Source organism: Rhizocola hellebori (assembly GCF_016862955.1).
In the GTDB taxonomy this organism is placed as follows: domain Bacteria; phylum Actinomycetota; class Actinomycetes; order Mycobacteriales; family Micromonosporaceae; genus Rhizocola; species Rhizocola hellebori.
The window spans coordinates 184,000-207,018 of the sequence record NZ_BONY01000004.1 but is presented as its reverse complement, the minus strand read 5'-3'; the positions used below and the strand labels follow the sequence as shown (position 1 = coordinate 207,018).

General features: G+C 64.7%; 23 protein-coding genes. 4 read left to right on the top strand and 19 right to left on the bottom strand.

The genetic code is table 11. The features are described from left to right. Positions 1–227: 227 nt before the first annotated feature. Positions 228–1,052, bottom strand: coding sequence for an HNH endonuclease (locus tag Rhe02_RS04855; protein ID WP_203906835.1), 825 nt, complete (start codon positions 1,050–1,052; stop codon positions 228–230). Between the two features lie 524 nt (positions 1,053–1,576). Next, complete coding sequence (locus Rhe02_RS49640; RefSeq protein WP_239123371.1) at positions 1,577–1,714, bottom strand: hypothetical protein; 138 nt, start codon at positions 1,712–1,714, stop codon at positions 1,577–1,579. A gap of 126 nt (positions 1,715–1,840) precedes the next feature. Here Rhe02_RS49640 and Rhe02_RS04845 point away from each other — a divergent pair, with 126 nt between their 5' ends. Next, positions 1,841–2,440 carry a hypothetical protein gene (locus Rhe02_RS04845; RefSeq protein ID WP_203906834.1) on the top strand — a complete coding sequence of 200 codons (600 nt, stop codon included), beginning with the start codon at positions 1,841–1,843 and terminating at the stop codon, positions 2,438–2,440. A gap of 65 nt (positions 2,441–2,505) precedes the next feature. Here Rhe02_RS04845 and Rhe02_RS04840 read toward each other — a convergent pair whose 3' ends face one another. The 16 genes from Rhe02_RS04840 to Rhe02_RS04765 all read right to left on the bottom strand — a co-directional run bounded on the left by Rhe02_RS04840 (position 2,506) and on the right by Rhe02_RS04765 (position 19,040). Continuing rightward, positions 2,506–3,567, bottom strand: coding sequence for an NlpC/P60 family protein (locus Rhe02_RS04840; RefSeq protein ID WP_203906833.1), 1,062 nt, complete (start codon positions 3,565–3,567; stop codon positions 2,506–2,508). 68 nt (positions 3,568–3,635) lie between these two features. Beyond that, positions 3,636–3,983 carry a hypothetical protein gene (locus Rhe02_RS04835; protein WP_203906832.1) on the bottom strand — a complete coding sequence of 116 codons (348 nt, stop codon included), beginning with the start codon at positions 3,981–3,983 and terminating at the stop codon, positions 3,636–3,638. Between the two features lie 89 nt (positions 3,984–4,072). Next, positions 4,073–4,450, bottom strand: a complete 378-nt coding sequence (locus tag Rhe02_RS04830) for a hypothetical protein (protein WP_203906831.1) — start codon at positions 4,448–4,450, stop codon at positions 4,073–4,075. Between the two features lie 139 nt (positions 4,451–4,589). Beyond that, on the bottom strand, positions 4,590–5,342 hold the full coding sequence (locus tag Rhe02_RS04825) for a DUF2786 domain-containing protein (RefSeq protein ID WP_239123370.1): 753 nt from the start codon (positions 5,340–5,342) through the stop codon (positions 4,590–4,592). A gap of 209 nt (positions 5,343–5,551) precedes the next feature. Further along, positions 5,552–6,160, bottom strand: coding sequence for a hypothetical protein (locus Rhe02_RS04820; protein ID WP_203906830.1), 609 nt, complete (start codon positions 6,158–6,160; stop codon positions 5,552–5,554). Positions 6,161–6,265: 105 nt separating this feature from the next. Continuing rightward, positions 6,266–7,747 (bottom strand): hypothetical protein, encoded by a 1,482-nt coding sequence (locus tag Rhe02_RS04815; protein WP_203906829.1) that lies wholly within the window; start codon positions 7,745–7,747, stop codon positions 6,266–6,268. A 204-nt stretch (positions 7,748–7,951) separates the two neighbouring features. Further along, positions 7,952–8,527, bottom strand: a complete 576-nt coding sequence (locus Rhe02_RS04810; RefSeq protein WP_203906828.1) for a hypothetical protein — start codon at positions 8,525–8,527, stop codon at positions 7,952–7,954. A 16-nt stretch (positions 8,528–8,543) separates the two neighbouring features. Further along, positions 8,544–9,284, bottom strand: coding sequence for a hypothetical protein (locus tag Rhe02_RS04805; RefSeq protein WP_203906827.1), 741 nt, complete (start codon positions 9,282–9,284; stop codon positions 8,544–8,546). A gap of 95 nt (positions 9,285–9,379) precedes the next feature. Further along, positions 9,380–10,087, bottom strand: a complete 708-nt coding sequence (locus tag Rhe02_RS04800; protein WP_203906826.1) for a hypothetical protein — start codon at positions 10,085–10,087, stop codon at positions 9,380–9,382. A 361-nt stretch (positions 10,088–10,448) separates the two neighbouring features. Next, complete coding sequence (locus Rhe02_RS04795; protein WP_203906825.1) at positions 10,449–11,333, bottom strand: replication-relaxation family protein; 885 nt, start codon at positions 11,331–11,333, stop codon at positions 10,449–10,451. A gap of 252 nt (positions 11,334–11,585) precedes the next feature. Continuing rightward, positions 11,586–14,051 carry a type IV secretory system conjugative DNA transfer family protein gene (locus Rhe02_RS04790; RefSeq protein WP_203906824.1) on the bottom strand — a complete coding sequence of 822 codons (2,466 nt, stop codon included), beginning with the start codon at positions 14,049–14,051 and terminating at the stop codon, positions 11,586–11,588. After that, positions 14,051–15,853, bottom strand: coding sequence for a VirB4 family type IV secretion system protein (locus Rhe02_RS04785; RefSeq protein ID WP_239123363.1), 1,803 nt, complete (start codon positions 15,851–15,853; stop codon positions 14,051–14,053). The genes Rhe02_RS04790 and Rhe02_RS04785 overlap by 1 nt, the downstream gene beginning before the upstream one ends. Continuing rightward, positions 15,850–16,749, bottom strand: coding sequence for a PrgI family mobile element protein (locus Rhe02_RS04780; RefSeq protein WP_203906823.1), 900 nt, complete (start codon positions 16,747–16,749; stop codon positions 15,850–15,852). The genes Rhe02_RS04785 and Rhe02_RS04780 overlap by 4 nt, the downstream gene beginning before the upstream one ends. Continuing rightward, positions 16,749–17,648, bottom strand: a complete 900-nt coding sequence (locus Rhe02_RS04775) for a hypothetical protein (RefSeq protein ID WP_203906822.1) — start codon at positions 17,646–17,648, stop codon at positions 16,749–16,751. Before Rhe02_RS04775 ends, Rhe02_RS04780 begins: the two co-directional genes overlap by 1 nt. Next, on the bottom strand, positions 17,645–17,959 hold the full coding sequence (locus Rhe02_RS04770) for a pilin (RefSeq protein WP_203906821.1): 315 nt from the start codon (positions 17,957–17,959) through the stop codon (positions 17,645–17,647). The genes Rhe02_RS04775 and Rhe02_RS04770 overlap by 4 nt, the downstream gene beginning before the upstream one ends. Before the next feature lie 286 nt (positions 17,960–18,245). Then, entirely contained in the window at positions 18,246–19,040 is a 795-nt protein-coding gene (locus Rhe02_RS04765) for a hypothetical protein (RefSeq protein WP_203906820.1), read from the bottom strand. A gap of 358 nt (positions 19,041–19,398) precedes the next feature. Between Rhe02_RS04765 and Rhe02_RS49635 the strand changes: the two genes are divergently transcribed. Both Rhe02_RS49635 and Rhe02_RS04760 read left to right on the top strand, forming a co-directional pair. After that, on the top strand, positions 19,399–19,893 hold the full coding sequence (locus Rhe02_RS49635; protein WP_239123362.1) for a hypothetical protein: 495 nt from the start codon (positions 19,399–19,401) through the stop codon (positions 19,891–19,893). Then, positions 19,893–20,759, top strand: coding sequence for a DNA methyltransferase (locus Rhe02_RS04760; RefSeq protein ID WP_239123361.1), 867 nt, complete (start codon positions 19,893–19,895; stop codon positions 20,757–20,759). The genes Rhe02_RS49635 and Rhe02_RS04760 overlap by 1 nt, the downstream gene beginning before the upstream one ends. 247 nt (positions 20,760–21,006) lie before the next feature. Here the strand turns inward: Rhe02_RS04760 and Rhe02_RS04755 are convergent, their stop codons facing one another. After that, on the bottom strand, positions 21,007–21,213 hold the full coding sequence (locus tag Rhe02_RS04755) for a hypothetical protein (protein WP_203906818.1): 207 nt from the start codon (positions 21,211–21,213) through the stop codon (positions 21,007–21,009). Positions 21,214–22,818: 1,605 nt separating this feature from the next. Here Rhe02_RS04755 and Rhe02_RS04750 point away from each other — a divergent pair. Continuing rightward, a complete protein-coding gene (locus tag Rhe02_RS04750; protein ID WP_203906817.1) occupies positions 22,819–23,001 on the top strand; it encodes a hypothetical protein in 183 nt (60 codons plus the stop codon). The last annotated feature ends 18 nt before the right edge of the window (positions 23,002–23,019 follow it).

The window sequence follows — 23,019 nt, the reverse complement described above, 5'->3', positions numbered from 1 at the left end:
TGGCGCGGGCGGGGCAGCATCCAATCATCGCCGAACCCGACGACCAGGCTGACCACCGGCACATCCGGGGACCGGCCCGTCAACGGTCGCCCGCCGACCTTCGACCGGGACATTTGCAGCAGGGCCGTTTGCGGGCTCGCCGACGGCCGTGGGCGAGCCCGCAAACATGTAGTGCTCAGACAGTGCTGTGACGGCTTCTATCTTGGGTCCGTGGTGTGGCCGGTGGATCAGTCGTCTTTCGCCATGGCGCGCGCGAAGTAGCTGTCTGGACCGAAGCCGCTGTCATCGTCGATTCCGTGCGCCTCGAAGTCGTCCTCGTCGTAGTTCTCATCGAGGACCTCGTCCCACATGTCAGACCACGAGTAGCTGGCGAAGTCGGCCCGCTTGAAGCCGTATTCGGCAAGCTGTGCGAGCAAACCTTCCCGGCGCTCCTTGCGGAGTGTGCGTTCGATGGTGGACCACCGCTCATGGTCGTCACACAACAATAGCGGAGATTGCGGGGCGACCCGGCTGCGTTGCAGCGCGGCGATGTAACTCTTCTGTTCGGCACCAGCGGGGACCATCCGCTGCTCGGTCTTGCGATGGTGGCACGGCGCACATAACAGCTGCAGATTGGCCAGATCCGCGGAGTCGCCGTGGATGTGATCGATCTCCTCGCCCGGGTTTCCACAGCCGCGGCAGCGTCCCTCGTCGCGTGCCCAAACTTGTTGGCGGATCTCATCGGAAAGGTGACGTTTTTGCTTCGGGTAGCCGCCGGCGAGCAGGTGGGCGACTCTGGTCTGCAGGGCGTAGCTGACGTCGCTGTTTTCGATCCGGCCGTCGCGGACGATGGCCCGCCAATACCGGATAACTTCGGCTGTTTGCCGACAGAGTTCGGAGCAGAACAGGCGCTCTACCTGGTTCGGCAGCTGTTGTAGGCAGCTGGCGCAGTGATCGGGTTTGAACTGCGGCTCTGCGGTCCGGGACGTGTGGCGTCGAGCGGTGGTGTACGACTCGCCCGTCAGCGCTTTACGCTCGCGTGCGTCCTGTTTGGCGCGGCGGTCTTTGGTCATGCCAGATTCCTCACCGGCTGTAGCCCACGACTTCAGCCGCTGTTTCAGGCACGACAGAAGTCCGCACGAGTCGGAGACCCTTGTCCTTCGCGCCGGGCCGTCGTGGGCGGTCCGCCATGGAGGCGGGCATGTGCGTCTGCCGTAACAGGAGTTTAGCCCCTGCCTCTGACATCCACGCCATGATCGTTAGCCCGGCGGGTGGCTCGGCGCTAGCGTGGGTTTGGCCGCACGACTGACAATGCGATTAGGAGCGCCGGCCACGACACAGGCAGGGCAATCCCGATGACTACCTTCCATACATGGATTTGCCGAAGAGCGGATGCTAGCGGTGAGGTTCTGACCGAAGGGACGTGGCGGGTTGGTCCGCAGCGGGCATCCGACGCCACAAGCCGTCACTGATCTTTAACCCGCGAACTTGTTCAGGGTCGCAGTGCGCGCAGGAACGCGGTGGCCATCGTGCGGCGCGTTGGCGTGCTGGTCGCGTCCGGGGCGTTCATGTCGTGTCGAGACGCTCGCGTTTGTCGTCAGTCAGGGCGGCGGCGATCGCTTCGCTGCCGTAGAGTGCAGCGCTCGTCTCGACCCCAGAGGCCGTAGTCGATCACGACGTTGTTGCCGAGTTCGAGGGCGCGCAGCCCGATCTGGATGAGCCGTCCTTCGATCACGTCCTGAGCCGATGGCGGATTTTCGTGCCTGTAGAGAGCCTTCGCCCATTCGTCCCTCGTGGGGCACCCGCCAATCGGCTGTTTGGGGCCTCGCGGCAGTGGCCCGGGGAGTGGAACAGTGCATCCATGACTTGGGCAGCGGTTGCCGCCTCAGCGCTCACAGCGGCACTGACCCTCGCCGGAGCACTGGTGCTCCTGCGAATGCAGACGATCACGAAGGGTGCCGAGGAACAGCGCGCCGCCCGTCGTCATTGGCACGATGAAGCAGTCGACGTCATTGTTGATGTTGCGAGCCTTGTCTTGGATGCTGGCCTGGTCGCGCTCGGCGTTTCAGTACGCCGAGCGGGCGGCGGCGCGATCGACTCTGGTGACGAGTGGACTGACCTTCAGGAGCGGTGGAGGACGGATTTGCGGCGACGGGTCCAACGGATTGCACGCGGGCATCCTGACCCCAAAATGCGCGCCGAAGCTGACCGTCTCGGAGCCGCGACGGTTCGTGCTCTGGCCACTGCCTTTGACTGCGCCCACTATGGCGGCACTAGAGAGCGTCAGCATGTTATTGAAATTTTCGACGCAGAGATAATGCCGGTGGCCCGTTCTTATGTTCAATGCCTTCACGGCGAGGACGGGAACGCGACCGAGGAGTCTGCCTCGACCTTGCGCCGGATTTACGACATCTACCTTGAAACTGGGGTATTGATAAAGCCCACCGAGATAACCGGCTAGCTCATAGCGAGGCAAACCCTGGCGTCACCACCGCGTGTCGTATGTTGCACTTAATGTAATTCGGCTCAGTTAGCGAGTCGGTAAGGGTCGAGGTGATAGGTGCCGTAGTACGGCCAAGGGATGCGGCGGTGGTAGGTGCCTCCGCTGCCTGCTTGCTCGTATCCGATGTACGAGGTCATGGTCGCGTCGGTCCAGCGATCGAAGATGACGACGTGTCCTTGGCCACCAGGTGTTGGGTTGATCAGCAGGTCTCCGGCGCGCAGGTCAAACTTTTCAAGCCGCCGCGATCTGGCCGCTAGTCCGGCAGTGTTCAAGCCGGGACCTGCGAGCCCTAGCGCCATCGAGGTGAATCCGGAGCAGTCCCGGCGGTACCCGCCGAAGTATGCGCTCGGGTCGGTGTTGGCCGAGTATGGGACCGGGCCGCCGTTCCATGCGGTCAGCCAGGACGCCGCCCGCACCAGGGTCGTGCATTCCCCATCGATGGCAGGCGGGGATGCGGTCACGCTAGGCACACCAGCGGGGCTCGGCGTGCTCGTTGCGGGCGGTGGGCAGCTACTCAAGCACATTCCCGGATCTCCTCGAGGTGCTTGCCCGCCCACGGAAAACTGTGCGGCGAGCTGTAGCGCATCTTGGGTCCATTTCTCATACGCGTTCGGGTAGGCCGATACCTGAACAGCCTGCGCGGCTTGTGTGAGCGGCAGTTGTTGCCAGTGTGGGACGTCGAGGAGTTTGTCGAAGAACCGCTCGGCCTGGTACTCGGGCCTGGCGAGCTGCTCTGGGGTACCCCATCCTTGGCTGGGACGTTGTTGGAAGACGCCTATCGAGTCGTGGTCGTCGTGGGAGCCGAGGTGTGGCAGGTTGCGCAGCCCGGACTCCTGCATCGCTGTAGCGAATGCGATCACTAGCCCCCAGTGGGGGACATCTTTGCGAGCCCAAACGTCGAAGATGGCTTTGGCGATAGCGGTCTGTTCCATGTCCCATTGGCGTAGGGGTTTTCCGCCACCAGCCAAAGTCGATGTCAGGCAGCCGGAGCCACCACCGGAGAAGACGGCGGAGACAACCAACGCCGGAAGAGTAAGGCAGACGATGGCGGCACCGACGGCGAGGAAGATGACGGCTTTGCTCATGGAGTGATGTCCCTTCGGGGCAACAAAAAATGGCCGCCTGTGTACGGCCTCGGGTCAGCTTGATGTGGCTAGTGGCCGCAGAGGAGTGCCGCGAGCGCGTCGTCTGCGGCGAGCAGCAGATCAGCCAGCTCCGGCTCTGCATCGATGAGCTGGTAGCCGTTATCGGCGTCAGAATGGATCGCGCTGTTCCCGTCCCAGCGGCCAGACCCAAGCCCGGGTATATGCCAGAGCCGTCGTTTCCGATCGAGGAACAGGGCACCCCCGGTCTGCGGTGCATGCACGGTCAGGGGCTGGCTGGCACAGCTGATGATGCAGTCGCATCCGGGGTCGGTGAAAAACAGCCTCGGTTTGCCGGCGTGGACGAGACACCCGCAGTTGCAGGCGTGTTGGTTGGAATTGTGCGAGCGCTGGTACATAAGCGTTCCTCCTCGGCCGTGAACGGCAAAATGAGCTGTGGGCCGCCTTGTTGGGGCGGCCCACAGCGGGCTAAATGAATCGATGGCGGCTACTCGCCCTGCGTGGCTGGCTGGCGCATGTCCAGGATTGAGGCGGACTCAAGAATCGTCCAATATGGATAGCTAGCGTGATCGTGGAAGCCTTCCAGCCATTCCTGGGCGGCTCCGAGCTCGTCGAGGTGGACTTGGTCCAAAGGGTTCTCCTCGAGCCACCATTGGGGGAGATCGGTGAACACGCCGTTGGTAAGCGACTCAGCTATGGTGGTGAAGATTCCTCGGTAGACCTCATCTTCGGTGTGGCCGAACACGTTCATGGACGGGATCAGGTCGTCGCCACCGGTGCCGTCTTCGATGACTCCGGTATAGCGGATAGGTGGTAAGGCGCACGGGCAGTTGCATGCCACGTGGTTCAGGTTGCTTCCTTGCACTCCTCTCCTCTGGCGGATTTGGGCGTGACCGCGACCCGGGCAGTTTGCGCCGAGGCACTCCGGGCGATGGGACGGCTTGGTGCAGACTCCGTCGCCGTGGGACCGGCGGGTCGCGGTCAGGTGGAGGGCTGCTTTCGCCTCACCTATTGGGCAGAGCACCTTGGGATGTGCCGGGCAGGCTGGTGCCGCCGAGGTCGGCGCGGTGGCCTGCGGCTTGCCCGTGGAGGTAGCCCTGACCTACGCGCACGGCAGACCCTTTGCGAACCTTCGGATACTGCTCGGCGAAGGCCCGCCGGACCAGGTCGGAGCGCTTCACAAGCACCAGCGCTACCGAGGGGCCTGAAGGGTGGTTGGATGCGGCTGCTTTGGCGTTTGCCTCGGCCCGCCTGATGCGCTCGACGACGGTGGCGGTGAACCCGCGGATGTAGTCGCCGTGCCACTTGCGGACGGACTTGTACGCATGCGGGTCGCTAGCGAAGTCCAGCGCGGCGAAGCGGTGCAGCTGCAACAGCAGGGAGGTGAAGAGCAGCTCGGCACGTTCCAGATCGGACTCGATCCCGAACAGGTGGATGCGCACGGTTTGGCCTGGGCCTTTGCCGAGCCGGATTCCTTTACCGCCCAGTGCCTCGCCGACGTGGTACAGAAGGGCGGCTTTGCGTTCGGCGTATGGGCCTTGCACGGTGAATATCCTGTCGGCCGCGACGGGTCCGGTCGGCTGCTGGGCATCCAGCAACGCTCGGGAGATGCCGTACTTGGCGATCAGTTCCGTTGCCTTGGCGAAGAACGCCTCGGCCTCCTCCTTGGTGGCGGCAACGTCTTGTGCCTTTGCTAGCAATGCCCGGACCTTACTGAGCATCTTGGCTGGTGGCTCGGTGATGTCTTGCTCACTCACGTGAAGGTCGCTCCTTATCGGTGGGAGAAATAGGAAAGCCCGCCATACTTGGCGGGCGGTGTCGATGATTTGCGCTGGCGGCCACGGACTCGCCATACGCGACTTTCTTGGCTGCGCCTTGTCGCTCCGGCTATGCGGGCCTACTTGAACCCGGCGGTCGTCGTTTGGAAGGCAACTGGGTGTATGACGAAGGTGCCGTGGCCAGACGGTTAGATGGCGGGTTTCGCTGTGACCAGGACCCAGCCCGCGATGACCCGCAGGTCCTGCTCGAAGATGTAGCCGCCCAAGGTCAGGCCGTCTTCGTCGCGCTGCGGCAGCCGGCCGTGCTCGGTGTAGTAGTCCAGCACGGCCTTTTTGCGCTTCTCGTAGGCAGCCCACATGTCCGGGTTGGCTTTGCGGCTTAGGCCGGTCATCGAGTCAAGCTGTGCGCGGTTGTCCTCGGTGAGCTGTTCGTAGGCACCGCACAGCCGCACCCTGTCGTGCAGGGCCGGATCGACCCACCTTCCGCTAGCCAGGTACTGCACGAACGGTCTTTCCTGCCGGTCGCGCTTACCATGATCCAGATACATGATCATCCATTGGGCGTAGGTGGAGCTTTGTGGCTGGTTCCAGACGACGGCGGTGCGGCGGGGGTTGGTGGTCTGGTACATGAATCGGGTCTGCTGTTTGGTCTGGCCTTTGTTTGCGGTGTGCAGCCAGAACCGGATCTGGCACCGCAGCTGGCCATAGGGATAGTCCGGTACGAGGTAGGCGGTGTCGGGGCTGGTGTGCCCGTGCAGCACGGTGACCGGCGCAATGATGAATTGCTCGTCGTCCATTGGACCTTCGTTCTGTTGATGCGTCGGCAAAGCCCGGCACGCAGATGCGTGCCGGACTCGATGCGGGACGTCTGTGGGTCGACATGGCTATCTAGAGCGGCGGCGTTAGGCGACGCCGTCTTGGTCTTCGCCGCCCACGGTGCTGGCAGCGGCCTCGTCGGCCTGAACATCTTCGGCGTCAACGGTGTCTTGAGCCTCGTCGGCCAGCGTGCTGAACAACCATGGCGCGCTGCTGACCTCGAGGATCTTGCCTTCGTGGGCGAGGTAGGCGCAGTTGTCCTTCACCGCACCCGGGCTGACCGCATCGCGGTTGAGCTCGACGGTGAGCGCCGCGGCAATCGCGCCGGGCGATAGCACGATCCCGGGCCTGGCCAGAATGAACCTGAGCGTGGCCTCGCGCAGCACGCCGCGAGGCAGCGCGTCGGGTCGACGGGTACCAGCGGGCGTGTTGCGGGAGGAGGACCGTACGCCCGGCCTCGGCCGCCGGCAGCCGGGGCACTTCGGCTCTGGGTCCACAGTGTTCAGCGGTCCGGGCTTGAGTACCCATAGCCTTTGGCTGGGCTGCCCGTCCGCGCCGCCAGTGGTGACGCGTTCGGCGACACCGGCGGTCTGCATGGCTTCCAGCAGCTGGGCCACCATCTGCGGTGTCAGGCGGGTGTCGTCGACCAGCTGAGTGGCGCTCACCCCGTCCTGGTAGGAGACCATCGACCCGGCCAGCATGAGCACCTTCGAGTCGGGCGCCTTGCGGTCGCGATCCGCCTCGCTGTCGGCGGCTGGTGGTGTCCAGTCGGCGGGGAAGGTGCGCTGGCAGACCTCGCACCGTGGGCGCACGATCACCGGGTCAGGATCGATGTCGGCGGCGCGGGTAGTGCCCGACTTCCACCGTGGTGGCGCATCTTCGTCGTCGGTGGCCACTACGACGGCGGCACCGCCGGACACCATGGCGGCCAGCAGCCGGTTCAAGGCTGGGTCGGGAATCCCGGTGTCGCCGGACAGTTCCTCGGCGGTGGCACCGTCTGGGTAGCCGACCAGCGCCCCAGCGATCTGCATCACTCGGCGATTTCCCGGCCGGCGGACGGGCGCCGCATCGCCATCGGCGTCATCGCCGTCGTCCTGCTCATCGTCGTCGAAGTCGTCGGTACCGGTGGCGTCGTCGTGGTCGTTCCCGAACTCATCTTCGCTGTCGCTGCCCTCGCTACCCGATTCGCCCTCACCGTCGAGGCCCACGCCCTCGGTCTGATCATCTGTTGCGGGTTCGATGTCGCCGATGGTGTCGTCATTGTCCGGCACAGGCTCGTCTGCGTCGGTATCGATGTCGGCGACTTCGTCGGCCGCTGTGTCGGCATCGGTCCCGATCGGAGCCGACGCGTCGTTTTCGGCGAGCTGCCATTGCGTGGGTACACCTTCGGCCGGATCCGCACCGGTGTCGTACTCGACGATCATTTGGGCCTCAGCCAGTGCTTTGATCGCCTTGTCGACCGTGGAGCGGGCGTAGCCGGCGGCCTCGGCGAGCTGATGCACGTTGCCGTGGCCTAGCTGCCCAACGGCGGTCAGGACGGCTTGTTCTGCGGTCTTGAGTTTCTTCACTTCGGTTGCTCCTGTTCTGAAGGTGGGCCGGGCACACGGTTGTGCCCGGCCGAAATGTTGGGGTGGTGCCTCGCGCTCCGGGCAGCATTGTCCGGCGCGCAGCCGAAAGCCGGCGGCGTGCGAGAGATGGTGTTGCCGGTTAATGGATGCCGGGCAGCCTGGAGAATGCGCGGTCTGTGCCGCGGCCGAGGCAAGGGCGCGGGCTTACGCGGCCGCGTGGTCCAGGGTGTAAAGGCGGCCGTTTGCCGGGTCGCGGTAGATGCCTGCGTCGTGGTGGGCCAGGTGCAGACGGACCGGGCCGAGTACCGGGTCAGTTACCGCGCCGGTTGCGGTGACCGTGACCCGCATGGTGCAGCCGGCGATGGAGCCGGAAATGCATGTCGGGGTGTACGGAACTGTGACGTTTACGATGTCGCCTTCCCTCAGATAGCGGCGTACCGGCTGGGGCGCTGCACTGGAGAGTCGGCGGCGTGTCAGGTCGACGAGGAGGATGTCCAGCAGTGCCCGGCTGTCCAAATATTGCGCCGTGAACAACACGACAGAGTCGATCACTGGGTCTAGCAGGGTCTCAGGAATTCGGTGGGGGTCGGCGTCGCCACCATCGGCGAACAGCCGCGCCATGTCGTTGATGGCGAGCATGAGCTCGCGTCTGATAGTCCGTGCCAGCTCGGCGATCCGGGGTAGCTCTGCCGCAGCTGGATGCCTGTCGAGCGCATGCTGGTCGAGGGTGCGGCCGGTGCGCTTTCGGACTAGCGCACCGATGGGGTCCGAGGCATTCATACCAACGGTCTCCTCTCTATTCGGATAGGGCGGCCAGCTCGTCCGGGGCGAAGTTGTGGGGATATCTGCCGTCCCAGTTGTCCGCCTCTCGGTAGGCCCACCAGCGCAGCAGGCAGCGGGCTGCGGCCTGAAGGTCTTCGAACACCGGCAGCTGGTGCGAACGCTCGGGCGCATCCGGGTGCGGGAATTCCGGATCGTGGTAGGCAGCGAGCTGGTAGCCGCCTTCGATCCGTGCAACGGCGCCGATCGCCCGGCGAGCGTGCTTGCCGATGCCAAAGCGGGTGGCTGCTTCCTCGTCGGGCAGCACATGCCATTGGTCGCGGTCGTGACGCCGGAACTCGGCGACACCCCAACTCGCATCGCCCGCTTTGACGAGCAGGCGGAAGTCTCCGCCGGCCGCGGGTGAGTCGACGTGGCTGCGCCACGCGTCGTACTGGCGCAGCAGCTGCTGTTCCAGCACGGTGTGCCGCTCGATCGCCGCGAGCGTGTCGGCTAGCCGCCGGTCGGTGCCGCCAGCATGTACCTGGCCGTGGGTGGCTAGTTCCCGTTGCAGCCGAGCAATGTCGTCGGCGGCTCGGCCAAGTACCTGGCCCACAAGGTTGCTGCTGTCGTTGAACCGCAAGCTTGTCTCATGCAGCAATGTGGCCACCTCGCCGCGGGCGTCGCGGGTGTAGGTGTGGAAGCGCCACATCAGATCGGGCCATACGTCGCCGGTGGCGGCGGCGATGCGGCGAAGTGCGGGATGGGTGAGGTACAACGGATGTCTCCTTTTCTCCGAGAGGTGTTTGTGGGCAGGCCGATGGCCGGTCCCTGCAGGGACCGGCAGACATCGGCTGTAGAAGGTGGAACCCGTTACGAGACGGCGACCACGCACAGGCAGCTGTCATCGGCGAGACCTCGCAGATAGGCCAGGGCCTTGCCGAAGTACTCGAACCTGTCAGAGGTCGAGGTGCTCGCCGGTTTGAGGTACTGCCCGTCGGCGGTGATGAGGGCATCCCCGACAAGTGCGGTCTGCCAATAGAAACAGGCATATGTCGCCTCGTTGCACTGGTACAGGTCAAGTTCATAGGGATCGAACTTGTGGACACCAGATGCCGACGCTGCGGTCATCGCCAGGACCCGTGGCTGCGCCAGAAACTGGCGGCGAAGTTCTTCTCGGCCAACCTGTGTGCCGGCCCTCTTCGCCGCGTTGCCGGCCAGGTAGTCCTCCCAGGTCTTCGCCCTGGGTGTGGTACCGGCAATGTCGTGGTGCCACGCCTGATACCGTGCCCGTGCCGCGAGGTCCGCGGTACGTGCGGTGCCATCGAGGTCCAGGGCTGCCTTGCGGCCACCGGCAGCAAAAGCAGGGCCTGAAGGGGCCAGCTGCACCTCAAGCAGATGACCGGCCCAACGGCCGGGCAGCTGCCACCAACGGCGGGGCGCAGCCTTCATACGGCGGGCTGGGCTGCCGTGAACTCCGGCATGTTTGTGCACCTCATGTGACACAGCAATCCAACCGGTGTCTTTGCCAGGGGCGAAACAGACCAGGACGTGCGTCTCGGAAAGCGGGTTCGGGGACATAACGGAGTGCTCCTTTCACAGGGGTGGATTGGGCAGGGTGAACAGCACCGCGGCCGATAGATCGTCATCAACTGGATGGCTGCCGTTGGTGGCGGGCAGGAGGACCACGAGCCGACCCGAAGGTGGGCTATGGGTGGTTCCCGCTCGCGCAGGCAGATCCGGCGAGGATGGGGCTGGGGTGCGATAAACAAAGAGAAACGTGAAGCACCGTAGCCACGAAACCTCTCAGCCCGCCCCCCTGACAGGCTTCCCTGGCACTGCTATGAGCAGGGCTGACAGGTTTCCCGATATGACGAGGTGGGGCTGAGAGGCTATGGCGGGCGCTGAGAGGTTTGGTGCTGAGAGGTTTCCGCTCGGGGTCTCAAGGGTGGAAGGGGTCGCGGCCGGGTAGGTCGAGCTCCCCGTCGCGGAAGTTCGGATTCCCGGCCACCGCGGCGCCGTGGTTGCTTGGCAATTGCCAGAACGGGACGCGGTCTCGACTGCCCGAGGTGAGCCATACTGGCCCGGCGGGGTCGGCGTCGTGGGTGGCTGTCGCAACCGATACCTGTACGTTAGCGGCGCGCAGTTGTTGCTGTAGATGGGCTTCACGTTTGGGGCTGTGCAACCAGAACAGCACTGGATAGCTGGCGCTGTCGTTGGCGGCGAGCCTGCGGTAGGCGGCCAGCTTGGCCACCACGCGGGTCAGTGGCTCGGTGCCGGTGTCGGCCTCCAGGAACAAGCCGGCGAATTCGCCCTCGACGCTCCATAGGGCATGCCCGTCAGGTTGTACGCCCCGGAAGGCACTGGTGGACTTGGCATCTGACCACCACCGTTCCAGGCTGGCACCGGGATGCCGGCGGGCGTGCCCGGCCAAGCGAGCGAAGAACTCGTTGACCAGCAGCAGATGTGTCAACGTGCGGCTGGCTTCGGTCTGGTGGATCATTGCGAGCGCAGCGCGGCGGGTCGGCTCGGCACGCTTGTCGCGCGAGGCCTGCCATTGATGGCCGAGCACGCCGAGGGTCCACATGTGCTCGTCGACACCGCCGCCCTGGCGGGCGAACGTGAACTTTGAAACCATGTCCAGCTCGCGCAGCTCGTTGAGCCGCATTTCGGCGGTGCGCCTGGAGGCGAACCATATGTGGTGGACATGGCTGGTGGAAAGGACCTTATGGTCGCCGAGCTTGTCCAGCAGGTCTCTGTCACGCGGTGTCAGATGCGAGGTGCGGGCGGTGAGGTGATCGGTGGTCACGGGCACGATGAACTCCATTGACAGAAGATGGCCTGAAGGCCAAAAAGTGAAGGGAATAAAGGGGAAACTGGTCGGTAAGAATCCGGGGAGATAAGAAGAAGATAGGCAGTCTGGATGGGCCATACACGCCACATCCTCATCCGAGGGTGGGTTTTGGCTGGCCAGTGGGCCTGAGAGGTTTCCGAGCGAGGTGATCTGTCGAGATCGTCTAGCTGTGGATTCGAGCGCGCATCGAGTACGGAGTCGAGCCCGCGCGGCGACGACAGTTGTCTATTCGCGATCTTTTGAAAGGCGTTTACGCGTCGCCTCTTTGGCGACCCGCATCATCGGTGGGTCGTCTTGGCCGTTCTGCCCGCCGATGCCCGCCCCGGCCGCTTGCTGCCGGATCGCCGTGGCTTCACCGACGATCGGCGCAGGCGGGTTGGTGGTGAAAGTGAATGCCGGCAGCTCCCGGTTGGCGACCAGCAGCCGCGCCGTTGCGGTGTAGGCGTCCAGATGTGACAGGTCGTGTTCGTCGATTTCAGGTTTGGTGTGCCGGGACAGTTCCCGCGCGTCAGACGGATCCACGTTGAATACGATCTTCGTGCGGGCGTTGGCCGACACGGCCGCCGCTGTCTCCTTCGGCAGCTGTGCCAGATCCTGATGGGCCAGCACCAAACCAAGCCGGAACCCGCGTGCTTCGGCGAGCATATCGGCCACGGATCCGGGCAGAGTCAGAAAGTTCTGACACTCGTCCACAAACAATGTGGCGTCTTTTCGCTGGTCTTCCGGGATTGCCGCCCGCGCCACGGCTGCTTGCCAGGTGCGCGCGACGATCAGCGAACCCAGGATGCGGGTCGTCTCCTCGCCCAGGATTCCCTTCGGCAGCCGGCACAGCAGCGCTTTGCCGTCCAGGATGTCGGCCATGTCGAACGACGACTGCGGGCGGCCGATGACACTTTTGACGAAGTCACGCAACAGGAACGCCCGCAACCTGGCCAGCACCGGGGCGATGACCTGCCCGCGGAACGTCTCGTTGATCGAGTCGTACCAGGTCCAGTAGCCACCCAGCCCGTCGGGGTCTTCGAGGCCTTCGGTGAACATGACCCGAAACTGTTTACTCTGCAGCAGCGGCGGAATCATGCCCAGCACCGGTTTGGCGTGCCGCATCAATGTCAGGCACGCGACCCGCATCGTGTCGTCCATCCTGGGGCCCCACTGCCCCTGGAAGATCTTGGAGAAGATCCCGACGAGGTTGTCGACGGCCAGCTGCGGGTCGTCGACGTCGTCGAGCGGGTTGAAACAGGCGGGCCGCTGCTGCGCCGGGTCGATCAGGACGATCCGGTCTGCGTAGGTGGCGGGAAGCCGGTCGAGGATGTCGTTGACCAGATCTCCACGCGGGTCGATCAGAACCACACCCCGGCGAGCCTTTATATCGGCCAGGATCAGATTGAGCAGCAGCGTCGACTTGCCCGAGCCGGTCTTGCCGATGACATGCATGTGCTGACGGGTGTCCACCACGTTGACGCCGACGGTGTGCCCGCCAAGCTGGGCTCTGCCCAAAACCTTGACCCCACGCCCGCCCGACGGGACAGCAACCGGCGCCGGGACCGCCTTGGCCCTTGCCCGGTCCAAACCTGGCACCGCCAGATCCAGCGGCAGCCCCGCCAACACGGCCAGCTCCGGAACGGTCGCCATAAATCCATGCCGTAGCCTGCGCCCGGCCAACGTGGCGACCGGCGCAGGCATCTTCATCCGCCGCAACCGGTTCGGGCCGGTATACACCGCCGACGCCGCGCCGAAGGTGTGCGCCAGCCCGACAAGCCGTTCGTGGAGGCGCTTGGCCCGCACCGGATCGATATTCGCGTCGCGCGGCTGACGGGTGGCGGCCACGGCGAACCGGATCGCGATCTCGAAGTGTGGTACCCGGATCGCTTTGTCCACCACCGTTTTCGCTGCCGCCGCCGCTACGGTGTCCAGCGATACCCGCGCAGCCGCCCCGGAAGGGCTTCGTCGCGGGGATGGGCCTGGTAGCAGCGCCTGTACCAGCGCGGTGATTCCCTCGGCCAGCAGGCGCGCACCAGTGGAAAGGAATCGGGCGGCCACGTCAGGCCGCCCGCCGGGGAAGTTGGCCTGCGTCGCGCGTCGGCGGGCGGCGCGTACACGGCCAGCAGGTGCAGGGCGGGCCAGGATCTGCACGCAGGCCTGCTCCCGGTTGCCCACCTCGGCGCCGGCGGCGAAAAGGGGCCGTAGTGGATCGACGTCATGGTCAGTGCGCCACGGCAGCCCATCGTGTTGCAGCGGCCAATGCGCCCCGCCTACCGCATCGGCCACGCTATCCGGTATCGGAGCAGTCGCCTCTGCGACGGCCACAGTGGCGGCGGGCCACGCCGCCCGCACCGCCGCCTCCACCGCACCGGGCGGGATGGTGCCAGGTACCCAGATCCCGATGGCCAGCGCGCGGCCGGTCCACGTGTACTCCCACGCCACATGCGGTGTTCCGTAGACGATGCGCCGCCACACCGACGGGGTGAGCACCCCGGTCATCGTGGTCCACAGGACCGCCGCCGATTCCGCCGTGACTTCCGGTGGCGCCGCGACGGTGACAAGGCGGGCCTTGACGGCCAGCCTGCGGTGCCGCCATTCGGCAAGCCGGTCACGGCCGAACACCACCGCCACCACCACCGCAGCTGCGCCGATGGCCAGCCATGGCCGGGCGGCACTCCACTGCAGCCACCCGGACATCGTCGCCGTCATCACGGTTCTTCACCGATCCCGGTCAAGGCGATGGCGTGTTCCTCCGTGGAGGCCATAGTTCTAAAGGGGATCCGTGTCCGACCGTGGCACAAGATCGCCTCGCCCCGTGCTGCGGCCATCAAGGTACGTGCCTGCCCTGCGGTGAGGTTGAACGCTTCGGTGACCGCGTCCATCGACTGGGAGGCTTGGCGCATCAGGATCTGGGTGGCCGCGTTGGACACCACCGCCACACCAAGGTCGGTGGACAGCACGTCGGCGGCATCCTGCGTGACGACCATCAGCCCGGCGGCCCGCTTGCGGGCGGCTTTGGCCAGTTTGAACAAGAATCGGGCGCCTTCGCCGTCGCGCATCAGCAGCCACGCCTCATCAACCACCACCAGCTTGCGGGCCAGCGGCCGCAAGCTGGTGTCCCGGTTGCGGTTTGGGACGTCGATGGCGGACCAGATGGCATCCAGCGCCAGCAAGGTGCCGACCGTGCGCAGCTCGTCCGCGAGGTGTCGCAGCGACCACACCTGCAGGTGGGCACCGCCCGGGGTGGTGGTGGGGCCATCGAACAGCGCGGAGAAGTTTCCCACCGTCCATGGTGTCAGCCGGGCGGAAAGGTCGCGGGCGGCCTGGTTGCCGTCGGTGCCGAGGGTGGCCGCCAGATCCTTGAGAAGCGGGGCGGGGCGGGTCCAGGTGGCCGGATCGGTGTTGATGCCCGCAGCGGCGTAGGTGGCGGTGATGGCCCGATCCAGCGCGGCCCGCTCCCCCGGACTCAGTGCCGAATCCCGGCCAGCGGAGCCGAGCATGACGGCGATGAGGGTGTGCAGGAAAAGGCCCCGACGGGTCAGGGTGTCGGGTCGGCCGTCGTGGGACAGGTCGAGTGGGTTGACTCGCACTCCGGGTACGCCGAGCTGTACGACGGTACCGCCGACATGTTCGGCCAGGGGTGTGTATTCGTCCTCTGGGTCAATGACGGAGACTTCGACGCCTTGGTACAGAGAGCGCAAGACCTCCAGTTTGGTGAAATAGCTTTTGCCCGCGCCGCTTCGGGCCAAGACCACGCTGTTGTGGTTGTCGCACGACCACCGGTCCCACAAGACGACGCCCGGCGAGGTGGTGTTGAGCCCATACAGGACACCGCCCGGCTTGGTGAAAGTACCAGGAGCGGGTGCAGGCAGATCCGGCGACGCCAGGGGGAAACTGGCGGCAAGGGCGGTGGTGTCCAAGATGCGGCGCATCCGGACGCTGTCGATGCCCAACGGCAGGCTGGATTCCCAGCCCTGCTGGTGACGGAACGTGGCAGGCTGCACGTCTAGCAGCGAGGACGCGGCAGCAGCACGAATCCCGGCCCGCACGATATTGAGATCTTCTTCGCTGGCCGCGTGGGAGGTGATGTAGATGCCGGTGTCGAACAGCTTCTCCCCACGCGCCACCCGGTCGGCAAGGCTGTGCGCCGCTGTAGCGGCGGCTTCGGTGATCGGGTCCGCCAGGCGTCCGCGGTCGGCGTCGATGCGCCGCGAGGACTCCAGCCGCGCGCGCTGCTTTTGCAGCAACCGCGCGGCGATCGGCGACGGCACCGGGTCGAAATGCACGGCAACGTCGACACGAGCGGGGTAGGACAGCAGCGGATCGAGCCAGGCCGGGCCGACCTCGGCCGGGTAGCCGCACACCACATCGGTGGCAGCGAACCCTTCCCCCGCCCTCACATGCGTGGGGGTTACATGCAAAGCGGCCGGGGAGGCGAGATCCCCGGCCGCTGCGGCATTGTTCTTGTTGGTGGCAGTGGGTCTCCACAGCCCGTTCCACGGTTTCGTCATGATGTACTCCGCAAGGTGATTGGAGCGCCAGGTACCGCCTTGGGTCCCGGCGCGATCGAGGTGAAGGGGTCGGCCGCGGTGGCGAGTGCAGCTGCGATTTGGCCGCCGTCAAGAAGCTCGGTTTCCACGCCCAGCCCAGACAGAGCACGCACCGCCGCCTCCGCGCTGTGCTCGCCAGAAACGACGATGAGCACCTGGCGGCGTAGCGGTTCGCGGCTGGCGTCCAGCTCGCGCAGAAACTGGGCGTAGCCGGCGGCGGCGTTCTGCAACGCGGGATGCGGCAGCCGTGCCGCCGTATCCTCGACGGCTTGGGCATATGGGGCAAGGTCGTGGCGCACGGCAGTGACCAGGATTTGCGCCGGGCCGGTCAGAGCGTTGAGGAACCTGGCGAAACCATCCAGCAGCGCGGTCTGCTCGGCTGGGGTGCGCAGATGAATGTTGATGCCAGAGCATGCGATAACCCGCCGTGCGGTTCCGGCGGCGGTCAATACTCCGGCGTTGGTCAGGGCGGTGACGGGCAGCCGCAACGGTGCAGGCAGCACAGGTTTGCCGGCTATGTGCACGGCGGTGATGCCGTGAGTGTGGCCGGGGGCAAGGACTTTCGGGCTGCGGGTCAGCGTGAGGCCGTGGCGCAGCCACACATCCAGGCTCAACCCGTCCCGGCGGCCCAAGGCGATGACGACCGCGACCGGGCCGAGGATCGCGGCCAGGATCAGCCACACCAGCGACGGCAGCTGGTCACCGTAGCGGCGATATGCGCCGAAACCCAGCAGACCGATGCCGCCGATGATGGCCAGCTGACGAAATGTCAACCCGAAAGCGATCTTGTCAGGTTGACCGATGTCGGCTGGTACCACCGCCCGCGCGGATATGTCGTCGGTGTCATGTGTGGCCATCACGCACCTCGCCTGATCGGCAGCTTACGGGCGACCGTGCTAGTCGCGACCGTACGCATGATCAGCACCGCTGGGTTGGTGTTGCCGCTGCCCCTTGTCACGTAGCGGCGCATGAGGCCGGGAATTTTGACGGTCATCCACAGTGTCACCAGAGCGAGCAGCAGGTTGGCGACATCGCCATTGGCCATCCCGAGCAGGGTCAAGACATTGAGCTCAGGATCGATGAACATCTTGATACCCATCGAGAACGCGATCGCCTGCAGGATGGCTGTGCCCAGGGTCCCCAGCAGAGTCCGCCACCACAGCTGCGCGGCGGGCTCGGTCCATGGGGTGCCGTAACAGGCCATCGCGATCGGGGCGAGCCCGCCCAAAATCACCAGCACCACCACCCGCACGATCCAGGTGAATATCAGCGTGAAGAACAGGAACACGATGGTTACCCCGATGATGACCGCAAGCAGCGCCGTGCTTTCGTCGGTCAGCGCCGCACCCAGATGGGTCACGATCATGGTGGCCGCGTCGAAGACCGCGGTACCGTTGCCGCCGACCATCGCCTCGGTCAGTGCGTTCGCGACCTCGATCAGCGCCGCGCAAAGCGGGACGGCGAAGTTCGAGGCGACGAACCCGAACACCAAGCGTGGAACCAGTTCCTTAACCCCGTAGCGGGCCTGCATCGATCCGGAAACCATCGTCACGATGCCGCACGCCACGACTGCTAACACATAGCACGCGCTGACCACCAGAGCGCTTTTGCCCGCCAACGCTTTGACCTGAGGGAAGACGGTGACGTCGGGTGAGGACCCGATTTGGACGGCGAAGCCGGTGGCAAGCCAGTTCAGGATGGCGATGAGCCGGCCGCCCACCCACATCACGATGCCGGTCATCACCATGCCGGTCATTGCGGGCCGCCCAGAATGCTCGCCAAAATGCCCAGGATTACCGGGGCCAGGACTGCCAGCGCGTACCCGACCAATGCGCTTTTGAAGTTGCCTTTGGCGGCTTCGACTTGTGACGGGTCGCCACCGGCGGACATGTAACGAAGTCCGCCAACGGTCAGGAACATGGTGGCGACCACGGCCAGAATTCCCATGATCCAGCTGGTGATGCCTTTGATGACATCCGCGAGTCTGTTGTCCGTGCCGCCGCCCGGGTCGGGCGCGAAAGCGGAAAGGTCAGATAGAACAGAGTTGATGATTTGGAAGGTGTGCATTGCGGGGCTCCACAAGGCTTGTGGGGCCGCCGCGGCGGGACCAGCGAGAAGAAACGATCACCCGTGGGGTGCGGTCCGGGGCGCTCTGCCTTTCGGGCTAGAGGTTCGGCTGGTGTCAGTACGCCGTGCGCTGCCGCTAACCGGACTCCGTGGTGATTGAGCCCGCCTTCGGTGTCCCACCGGGCGGGCATGCCGTGGATGACATGCACCGCCCAGTACCGGGCTGAGAGGTGAAATGGACTGGGCTGAAATCCTCTCAGCACCTCTCAGTGCCTGTCAGCGCTGGTTAGAGGTTTCCTGTCAGCCGCAGCTGTGAGGTTTCCGGTCGCGTGGTTCGTTGTGAGGTGTTCGCCTTCGGAGTGTGGGCTGGGCCTGAGAGGTCGCCGGTGCGCAACACGGAGGCCAATCGAAGCTCTGCAGCCCTCCTACGTTTGCGCAACGCGGCCGGGGTGATGTCCTTCTGCGCCGCCAGAACGTCGATCAGCTCGCCCCCGTACCGGGTTGCGCCGATCAGCTCAGCCGCATCGGGGGTGATGACCCCAGCCCGGCAAGCCCGTCCCAGCAGCAGATCGGGGTGGCCGTATGGCCTTCGCGGCAGCCGCGAACCCGACGGCACATCCCAGCTCAGTTCCAGCATCTCCTCCTGGGGCACCGCGCGCAGGCCGCCGCGCCACGCGGCCCAGCACAACCGCAGCCACATTTGCGGTGGCTCCAGCGGGGCATGCGTGAGCGCGTCGAGGAACCCAGCCAGCACTTCGGAATCGATGTCTTCGATCTGCTGCGGATGTTTACGGCCGAGGCGGGAGGCCATCTTGGTCAGGCTCGGCGCGGCTATCCCGGCGGCGGCGGTCACCCACTCCCCGCCCCACTGGCGGGCATGTCCTGCCAGCTGCCGCCAGACCGCGTCGGTGACCTCTACGTAGACGCGACCGCGCAGCAGATCGCTCAGCTCCTGTAACGACATCGGCCGGTCCGGCAGCCCGGGCACAGTGCCGGCGTCGAAGAACATCGGTGTCGGGCGTTCGGTGGTCAGCTGGGCGAAGGCGTGGTCGATCGCTGACAAGGCGGTAAGAATCGCCATGGTGTCGCTCCCTTGAAGAAGGCCAAGCCCGCACACGCTGCACGGGCCAGTTCTTCTCTGATTGCGGCACTCGCACCTCTCAAACGGGCCATCACCAACGGCTTGAGACGCTCCGAACGCTACCGAGAGGTTCCGCCCAGACTCGGCCCTACCATCTGGCAAGCGTTGTGGCCTGTGGTTCTGCCGCTGAGAGGTACTGAGAGGTTTTCAGGGTGGTCCATTTCGCCTCTCAGCCCGGTACTGGGACCTGTCAGTACGTCCTGCCGCTGTCCGCGTCGGGGGCCACCCCACTATGAGGAAGCAGAATCCGCAACACGCGCCTCTCCCGGTCGGGGAGGTCGTGTCCGGCGAGCACCCCGTGCCGATCACCGTGTGGCCGGTCCCGGCACCTGCGCAGGACGAGACGATGTCCAACCAGACGGGGGTGCGGCTAGTCCACAACCTCACCCACCCAAGTCAGCTGATCATCGATCTGACTGACGGGCCGCAGCTGGCCCGTGCGGTCATCGCCGCGGGGCGGCGAAGCCGTCTCCAGGCCGCGCGGCAATCGGGCTGGGGCAAGGAACCGGCGACGCTAATCGTCACCGGCTGGCCCCACACCCGCGTATTGGGTCAGGAATTCTTCGCCTTATGTCGGGCCAAGCTGCTCCCCGGCGGTTGTGTGGCAGTTCTGCTCGCGCATGGCAATCCGATCCTGCCGGCCGATGTCGTGGCCGCTGCCAAAGCGGCTGGGCTTCGCTACCTACAGCATGTCGTGGCCGCGACCGGTGCAACCGACGGATTGTCCCAACTCGACATCCATACCGACGTCCTGATCTTCACAAACAGCGGCGCCGAAGAAGGTGGCCGGTGATGACACAAGAAATGCCCGTCACGTCAGTGTGGCTGACCTGCCAACGCCCGTCACGCGACCAGCGCCGGGGACGCTATGTCGCCCAGACCTCAAGCCATCCGGGCAAGATGCTGCCAGCGATCGCCGCACATGCAATCAACACGTTCACAGCGCCCGGTGACCTGGTGCTCGATCCGATGTGTGGATCCGGCACGACCGCGGTCGAAGCCGTCCATGTCGGACGTGACACGATCGGCATCGACATCGAGCCACGGTTCACCGCACTGGCGCAGGCCAACGTGGACCTCGCCGCATCGCAAGGCGCGACAGGCGCCGCGAAAATCCTCACCGGCGATGCCACGGCACTCCTCGACCTGGTCCCCGCTTCGGCGGCGGGCCGAGTAGCGCTCGTGCTCACCTCACCGCCGTACGGGCGCGGCACGCACGGATTGGTGCGCGGCACCAAAGACGGTGTCCGCAAATGGGATCAGCATTATGGCGACCGTCAGCACGGCAACCTCGCCTACAAGAACTGGTCGGGGCTGCTAGGCGGATTCGCCGCGATCCTGTCGGCGAGCGTCGCGCTGCTTCGCCCTGGAGGCACCGTTGCGATCACCTGCCGTCCGGTGCGGCGCAGGCCAGATGACTTCATCGACCTGCCTGGCGAGCTTTTGGCCATCGCGCAGGGTGTTGGCCTACAACCGGTCCAGCGGTGCGCGGCGATGCTAGCCGCTGTCCGCGACGGCCAGATCATCCACCGGGCCAACCTGTTCGGCCTCATGGCCGTGCGCAAGACCCGTGCCGAAGGCGTCCCTGCCCACCTCGTTGCACACGAGGACGTCCTCATCCTAAAGAAGCACGTAATCCCCGCAGGTTCGGGGAAATAGACGGATTCTCACCGGGAACTCACGGGTCCGTCGGGGTCAGTATGCGCTGATGGGCCCGTGGGTTCCTGATGACTCGCCGGGTGAGTTTACATGTCAGTGGTTCAGGTCAGCCCGTGTGCCTTGTGCAGGTCGGGTGCGTTCCTTTGGAGCGAGCTCCAGCTTGTGATCATGGTGTCGGGCGAGCTTCACGACGTGGCGGTCACGCATCCGTATATGTCGATTGGTGTGGCTCGGGGACCGATATCCCTCAAGAAGGAACCGCACCCACGGGCCGAAGTTCCGCCTCAGGCATTTCAATCCGCGTCGATGCGAACAAGCCCAGATCTGCCGAGATTTCAAGAAAGGCAAATCTAGCAGCCTCAATGCCATCAACATCAGCCTGTGCGATCAACGTCCTGGTCTCTCCCGGCCCAAGAATTGAGTCATTTTGGAAGAAACCCTCGGCATCCTTCATGCAGGTACCCCGCCAAAGGTCTCGATGCGCCTGATCCCGAAGCGCACAAGAGTGTTCTCGGTGCATAACGACAATATCGGACTCCGTGAGGTTCTTCACGATGAACGTAAACTCAACGTGCGCCCGACGGAGCGTAATGCGCTCAAGAGTTATCTTTGCTTGCGGTCGATTTACTTCTACCGACGCCGCAAGGTCCGCCACCAGCGTCTCCCCGTTCCCCCGGATCTTTGAATTCCAAACGGCAAAGGCTCCTACTACGCAAGCAAGCACGACAACCACGGAAGCCACACCGGCCAAACCGGAGGTCGGAAATCGAGTCAATCTTGGACCACTCAAATTCGTTACAGGCATTGCACGAGCACTATCTCCAGTCTCGACGACTGATCCACGGGAACCGCGCAGAACCCAGAACCCAAGGACAAATAGCACCACTGCCATCGCAGCCCCAGCGACGCCGAGCGCCGTGTCTTGGCCCCAACCGACCTGAGCTTGGATCATCCACCAGGAGCCAACAAATGTCGCTAACGCTACGAAGCATGCAGCCACGACCCGAGCGCCAATGCCATGCACCGACAGCCTCCTCAACGTATGGGCAGTCAAAACATGTGGCACGTCGGCAGAGAACGGTATCGGTTGATCAGCCAGCCAGATATGTACCTACGCGTCGGCGGTGTACGGTTTGGCTTCTCCTCGCCCCCGATGGAGCCGGACGCGTGCCGCTCTACTGTGGATCCAAGCAGATGGCGTGCGTTGGTAGCTTTTTTTACGGCGGTCTTGTCGCAGACGTCGAACATCTCGGCCAGATGCAGCGGGTCCGCGTTGCTGGCGATCGCTTCCTCGAGTTGCCGATGAACTCGCAAGCGATCGAGGTTGGCAGGCAGTCCGCGGGTCGCAGGCGCGGTGAAGGCAGGTGCTGATCGGGTCGAAGGTCAGTGCTGTTTCCCGGTTGATCAGCAGGTGTGGGTTGGCGGTGTCGGGCCATCTTGTGGCCCGGTACCGCAGCCACTGGGATCACCCCTCTTGAAACGCTTCAGAAATCCGAAGTTACGTCAGCCCGCCAAAATCCTCAATGAATGGAATGAACCGGTGTCACACAGAGGAGTTCCAGATATGCAGAAATGGAACTTGCGGGATATCGGACTGACCTCCAGCAGCTCATGAACACTGAAGGATGATCGCCGCGAGCTCGAAGGATCGTGTGCGTCACTATGGCGCGGTCTTGCCGGATTTTCGTGGCGAACCGCGGCATGTGTGACCGGTTGACAACCCCGTGCTGGGCGAGATTCCCCTCGGTGTCGTCCCACTGTGTGTTGACACGGAAACGCCAGGCTTTCAGCACACCGTACTAGTCGATGAAGCTGCCAGGGAGCCGCGTTCTGATCATTTTTCGGCGGGGCGGCCGCTTTGGACGTCCGTGTCGACGAATGGGTTGGCCAAGCCGGAGCGTGTGTGATCGTTAGCCTTGTCTACGATGCGGATGACCTTCGGCGAGCAAGGCCAACTCTGCGCCGCGGTGACCTGCAAATGTTCACATGATCGCGGTATCTCGCACCTACCTGAGTGAGCCGGTGCTTGGGCTGGCCGTGAGGCAGGAGGAAGTTGTTCGTGAATATCACCCTAGCACCTGGGGGGCGTCGGTTCTCGGCCAGAACTGTGGTCGGTCTGATCAACGCCGCGATTGCGCAGACGGTGGGCACCTATCTGATCACGGACTCGATGGGCGTGACTGTGACAGTGGCGGCGATGGCGACCACGCTGGTCGGCTGGGTGTTGACCTTGGATCGCTGATCTCGCCCGAAAAATCTT

Bases quoted from the DNA above. Each gene is read 5' to 3' on its own strand.
- Rhe02_RS04855 (WP_203906835.1), bottom strand. From the start codon at position 1,052: ATGACCAAAGACCGCCGCGCCAAACAGGACGCACGCGAGCGTAAAGCG.
- Rhe02_RS04845 (WP_203906834.1), top strand. From the start codon at position 1,841: ATGACTTGGGCAGCGGTTGCCGCCTCAGCGCTCACAGCGGCACTGACC.
- Rhe02_RS04840 (WP_203906833.1), bottom strand. From the start codon at position 3,567: ATGAGCAAAGCCGTCATCTTCCTCGCCGTCGGTGCCGCCATCGTCTGC.
- Rhe02_RS04835 (WP_203906832.1), bottom strand. From the start codon at position 3,983: ATGTACCAGCGCTCGCACAATTCCAACCAACACGCCTGCAACTGCGGG.
- Rhe02_RS04820 (WP_203906830.1), bottom strand. From the start codon at position 6,160: ATGGACGACGAGCAATTCATCATTGCGCCGGTCACCGTGCTGCACGGG.
- Rhe02_RS04810 (WP_203906828.1), bottom strand. From the start codon at position 8,527: ATGAATGCCTCGGACCCCATCGGTGCGCTAGTCCGAAAGCGCACCGGC.
- Rhe02_RS04800 (WP_203906826.1), bottom strand. From the start codon at position 10,087: ATGTCCCCGAACCCGCTTTCCGAGACGCACGTCCTGGTCTGTTTCGCC.
- Rhe02_RS04795 (WP_203906825.1), bottom strand. From the start codon at position 11,333: ATGGAGTTCATCGTGCCCGTGACCACCGATCACCTCACCGCCCGCACC.
- Rhe02_RS04790 (WP_203906824.1), bottom strand. From the start codon at position 14,051: ATGACGGCGACGATGTCCGGGTGGCTGCAGTGGAGTGCCGCCCGGCCA.
- Rhe02_RS04785 (WP_239123363.1), bottom strand. From the start codon at position 15,853: ATGACGAAACCGTGGAACGGGCTGTGGAGACCCACTGCCACCAACAAG.
- Rhe02_RS04780 (WP_203906823.1), bottom strand. From the start codon at position 16,749: ATGGCCACACATGACACCGACGACATATCCGCGCGGGCGGTGGTACCA.
- Rhe02_RS04775 (WP_203906822.1), bottom strand. From the start codon at position 17,648: ATGACCGGCATGGTGATGACCGGCATCGTGATGTGGGTGGGCGGCCGG.
- Rhe02_RS04770 (WP_203906821.1), bottom strand. From the start codon at position 17,959: ATGCACACCTTCCAAATCATCAACTCTGTTCTATCTGACCTTTCCGCT.
- Rhe02_RS04765 (WP_203906820.1), bottom strand. From the start codon at position 19,040: ATGGCGATTCTTACCGCCTTGTCAGCGATCGACCACGCCTTCGCCCAG.
- Rhe02_RS04760 (WP_239123361.1), top strand. From the start codon at position 19,893: ATGACACAAGAAATGCCCGTCACGTCAGTGTGGCTGACCTGCCAACGC.
- Rhe02_RS04755 (WP_203906818.1), bottom strand. From the start codon at position 21,213: ATGAAGGATGCCGAGGGTTTCTTCCAAAATGACTCAATTCTTGGGCCG.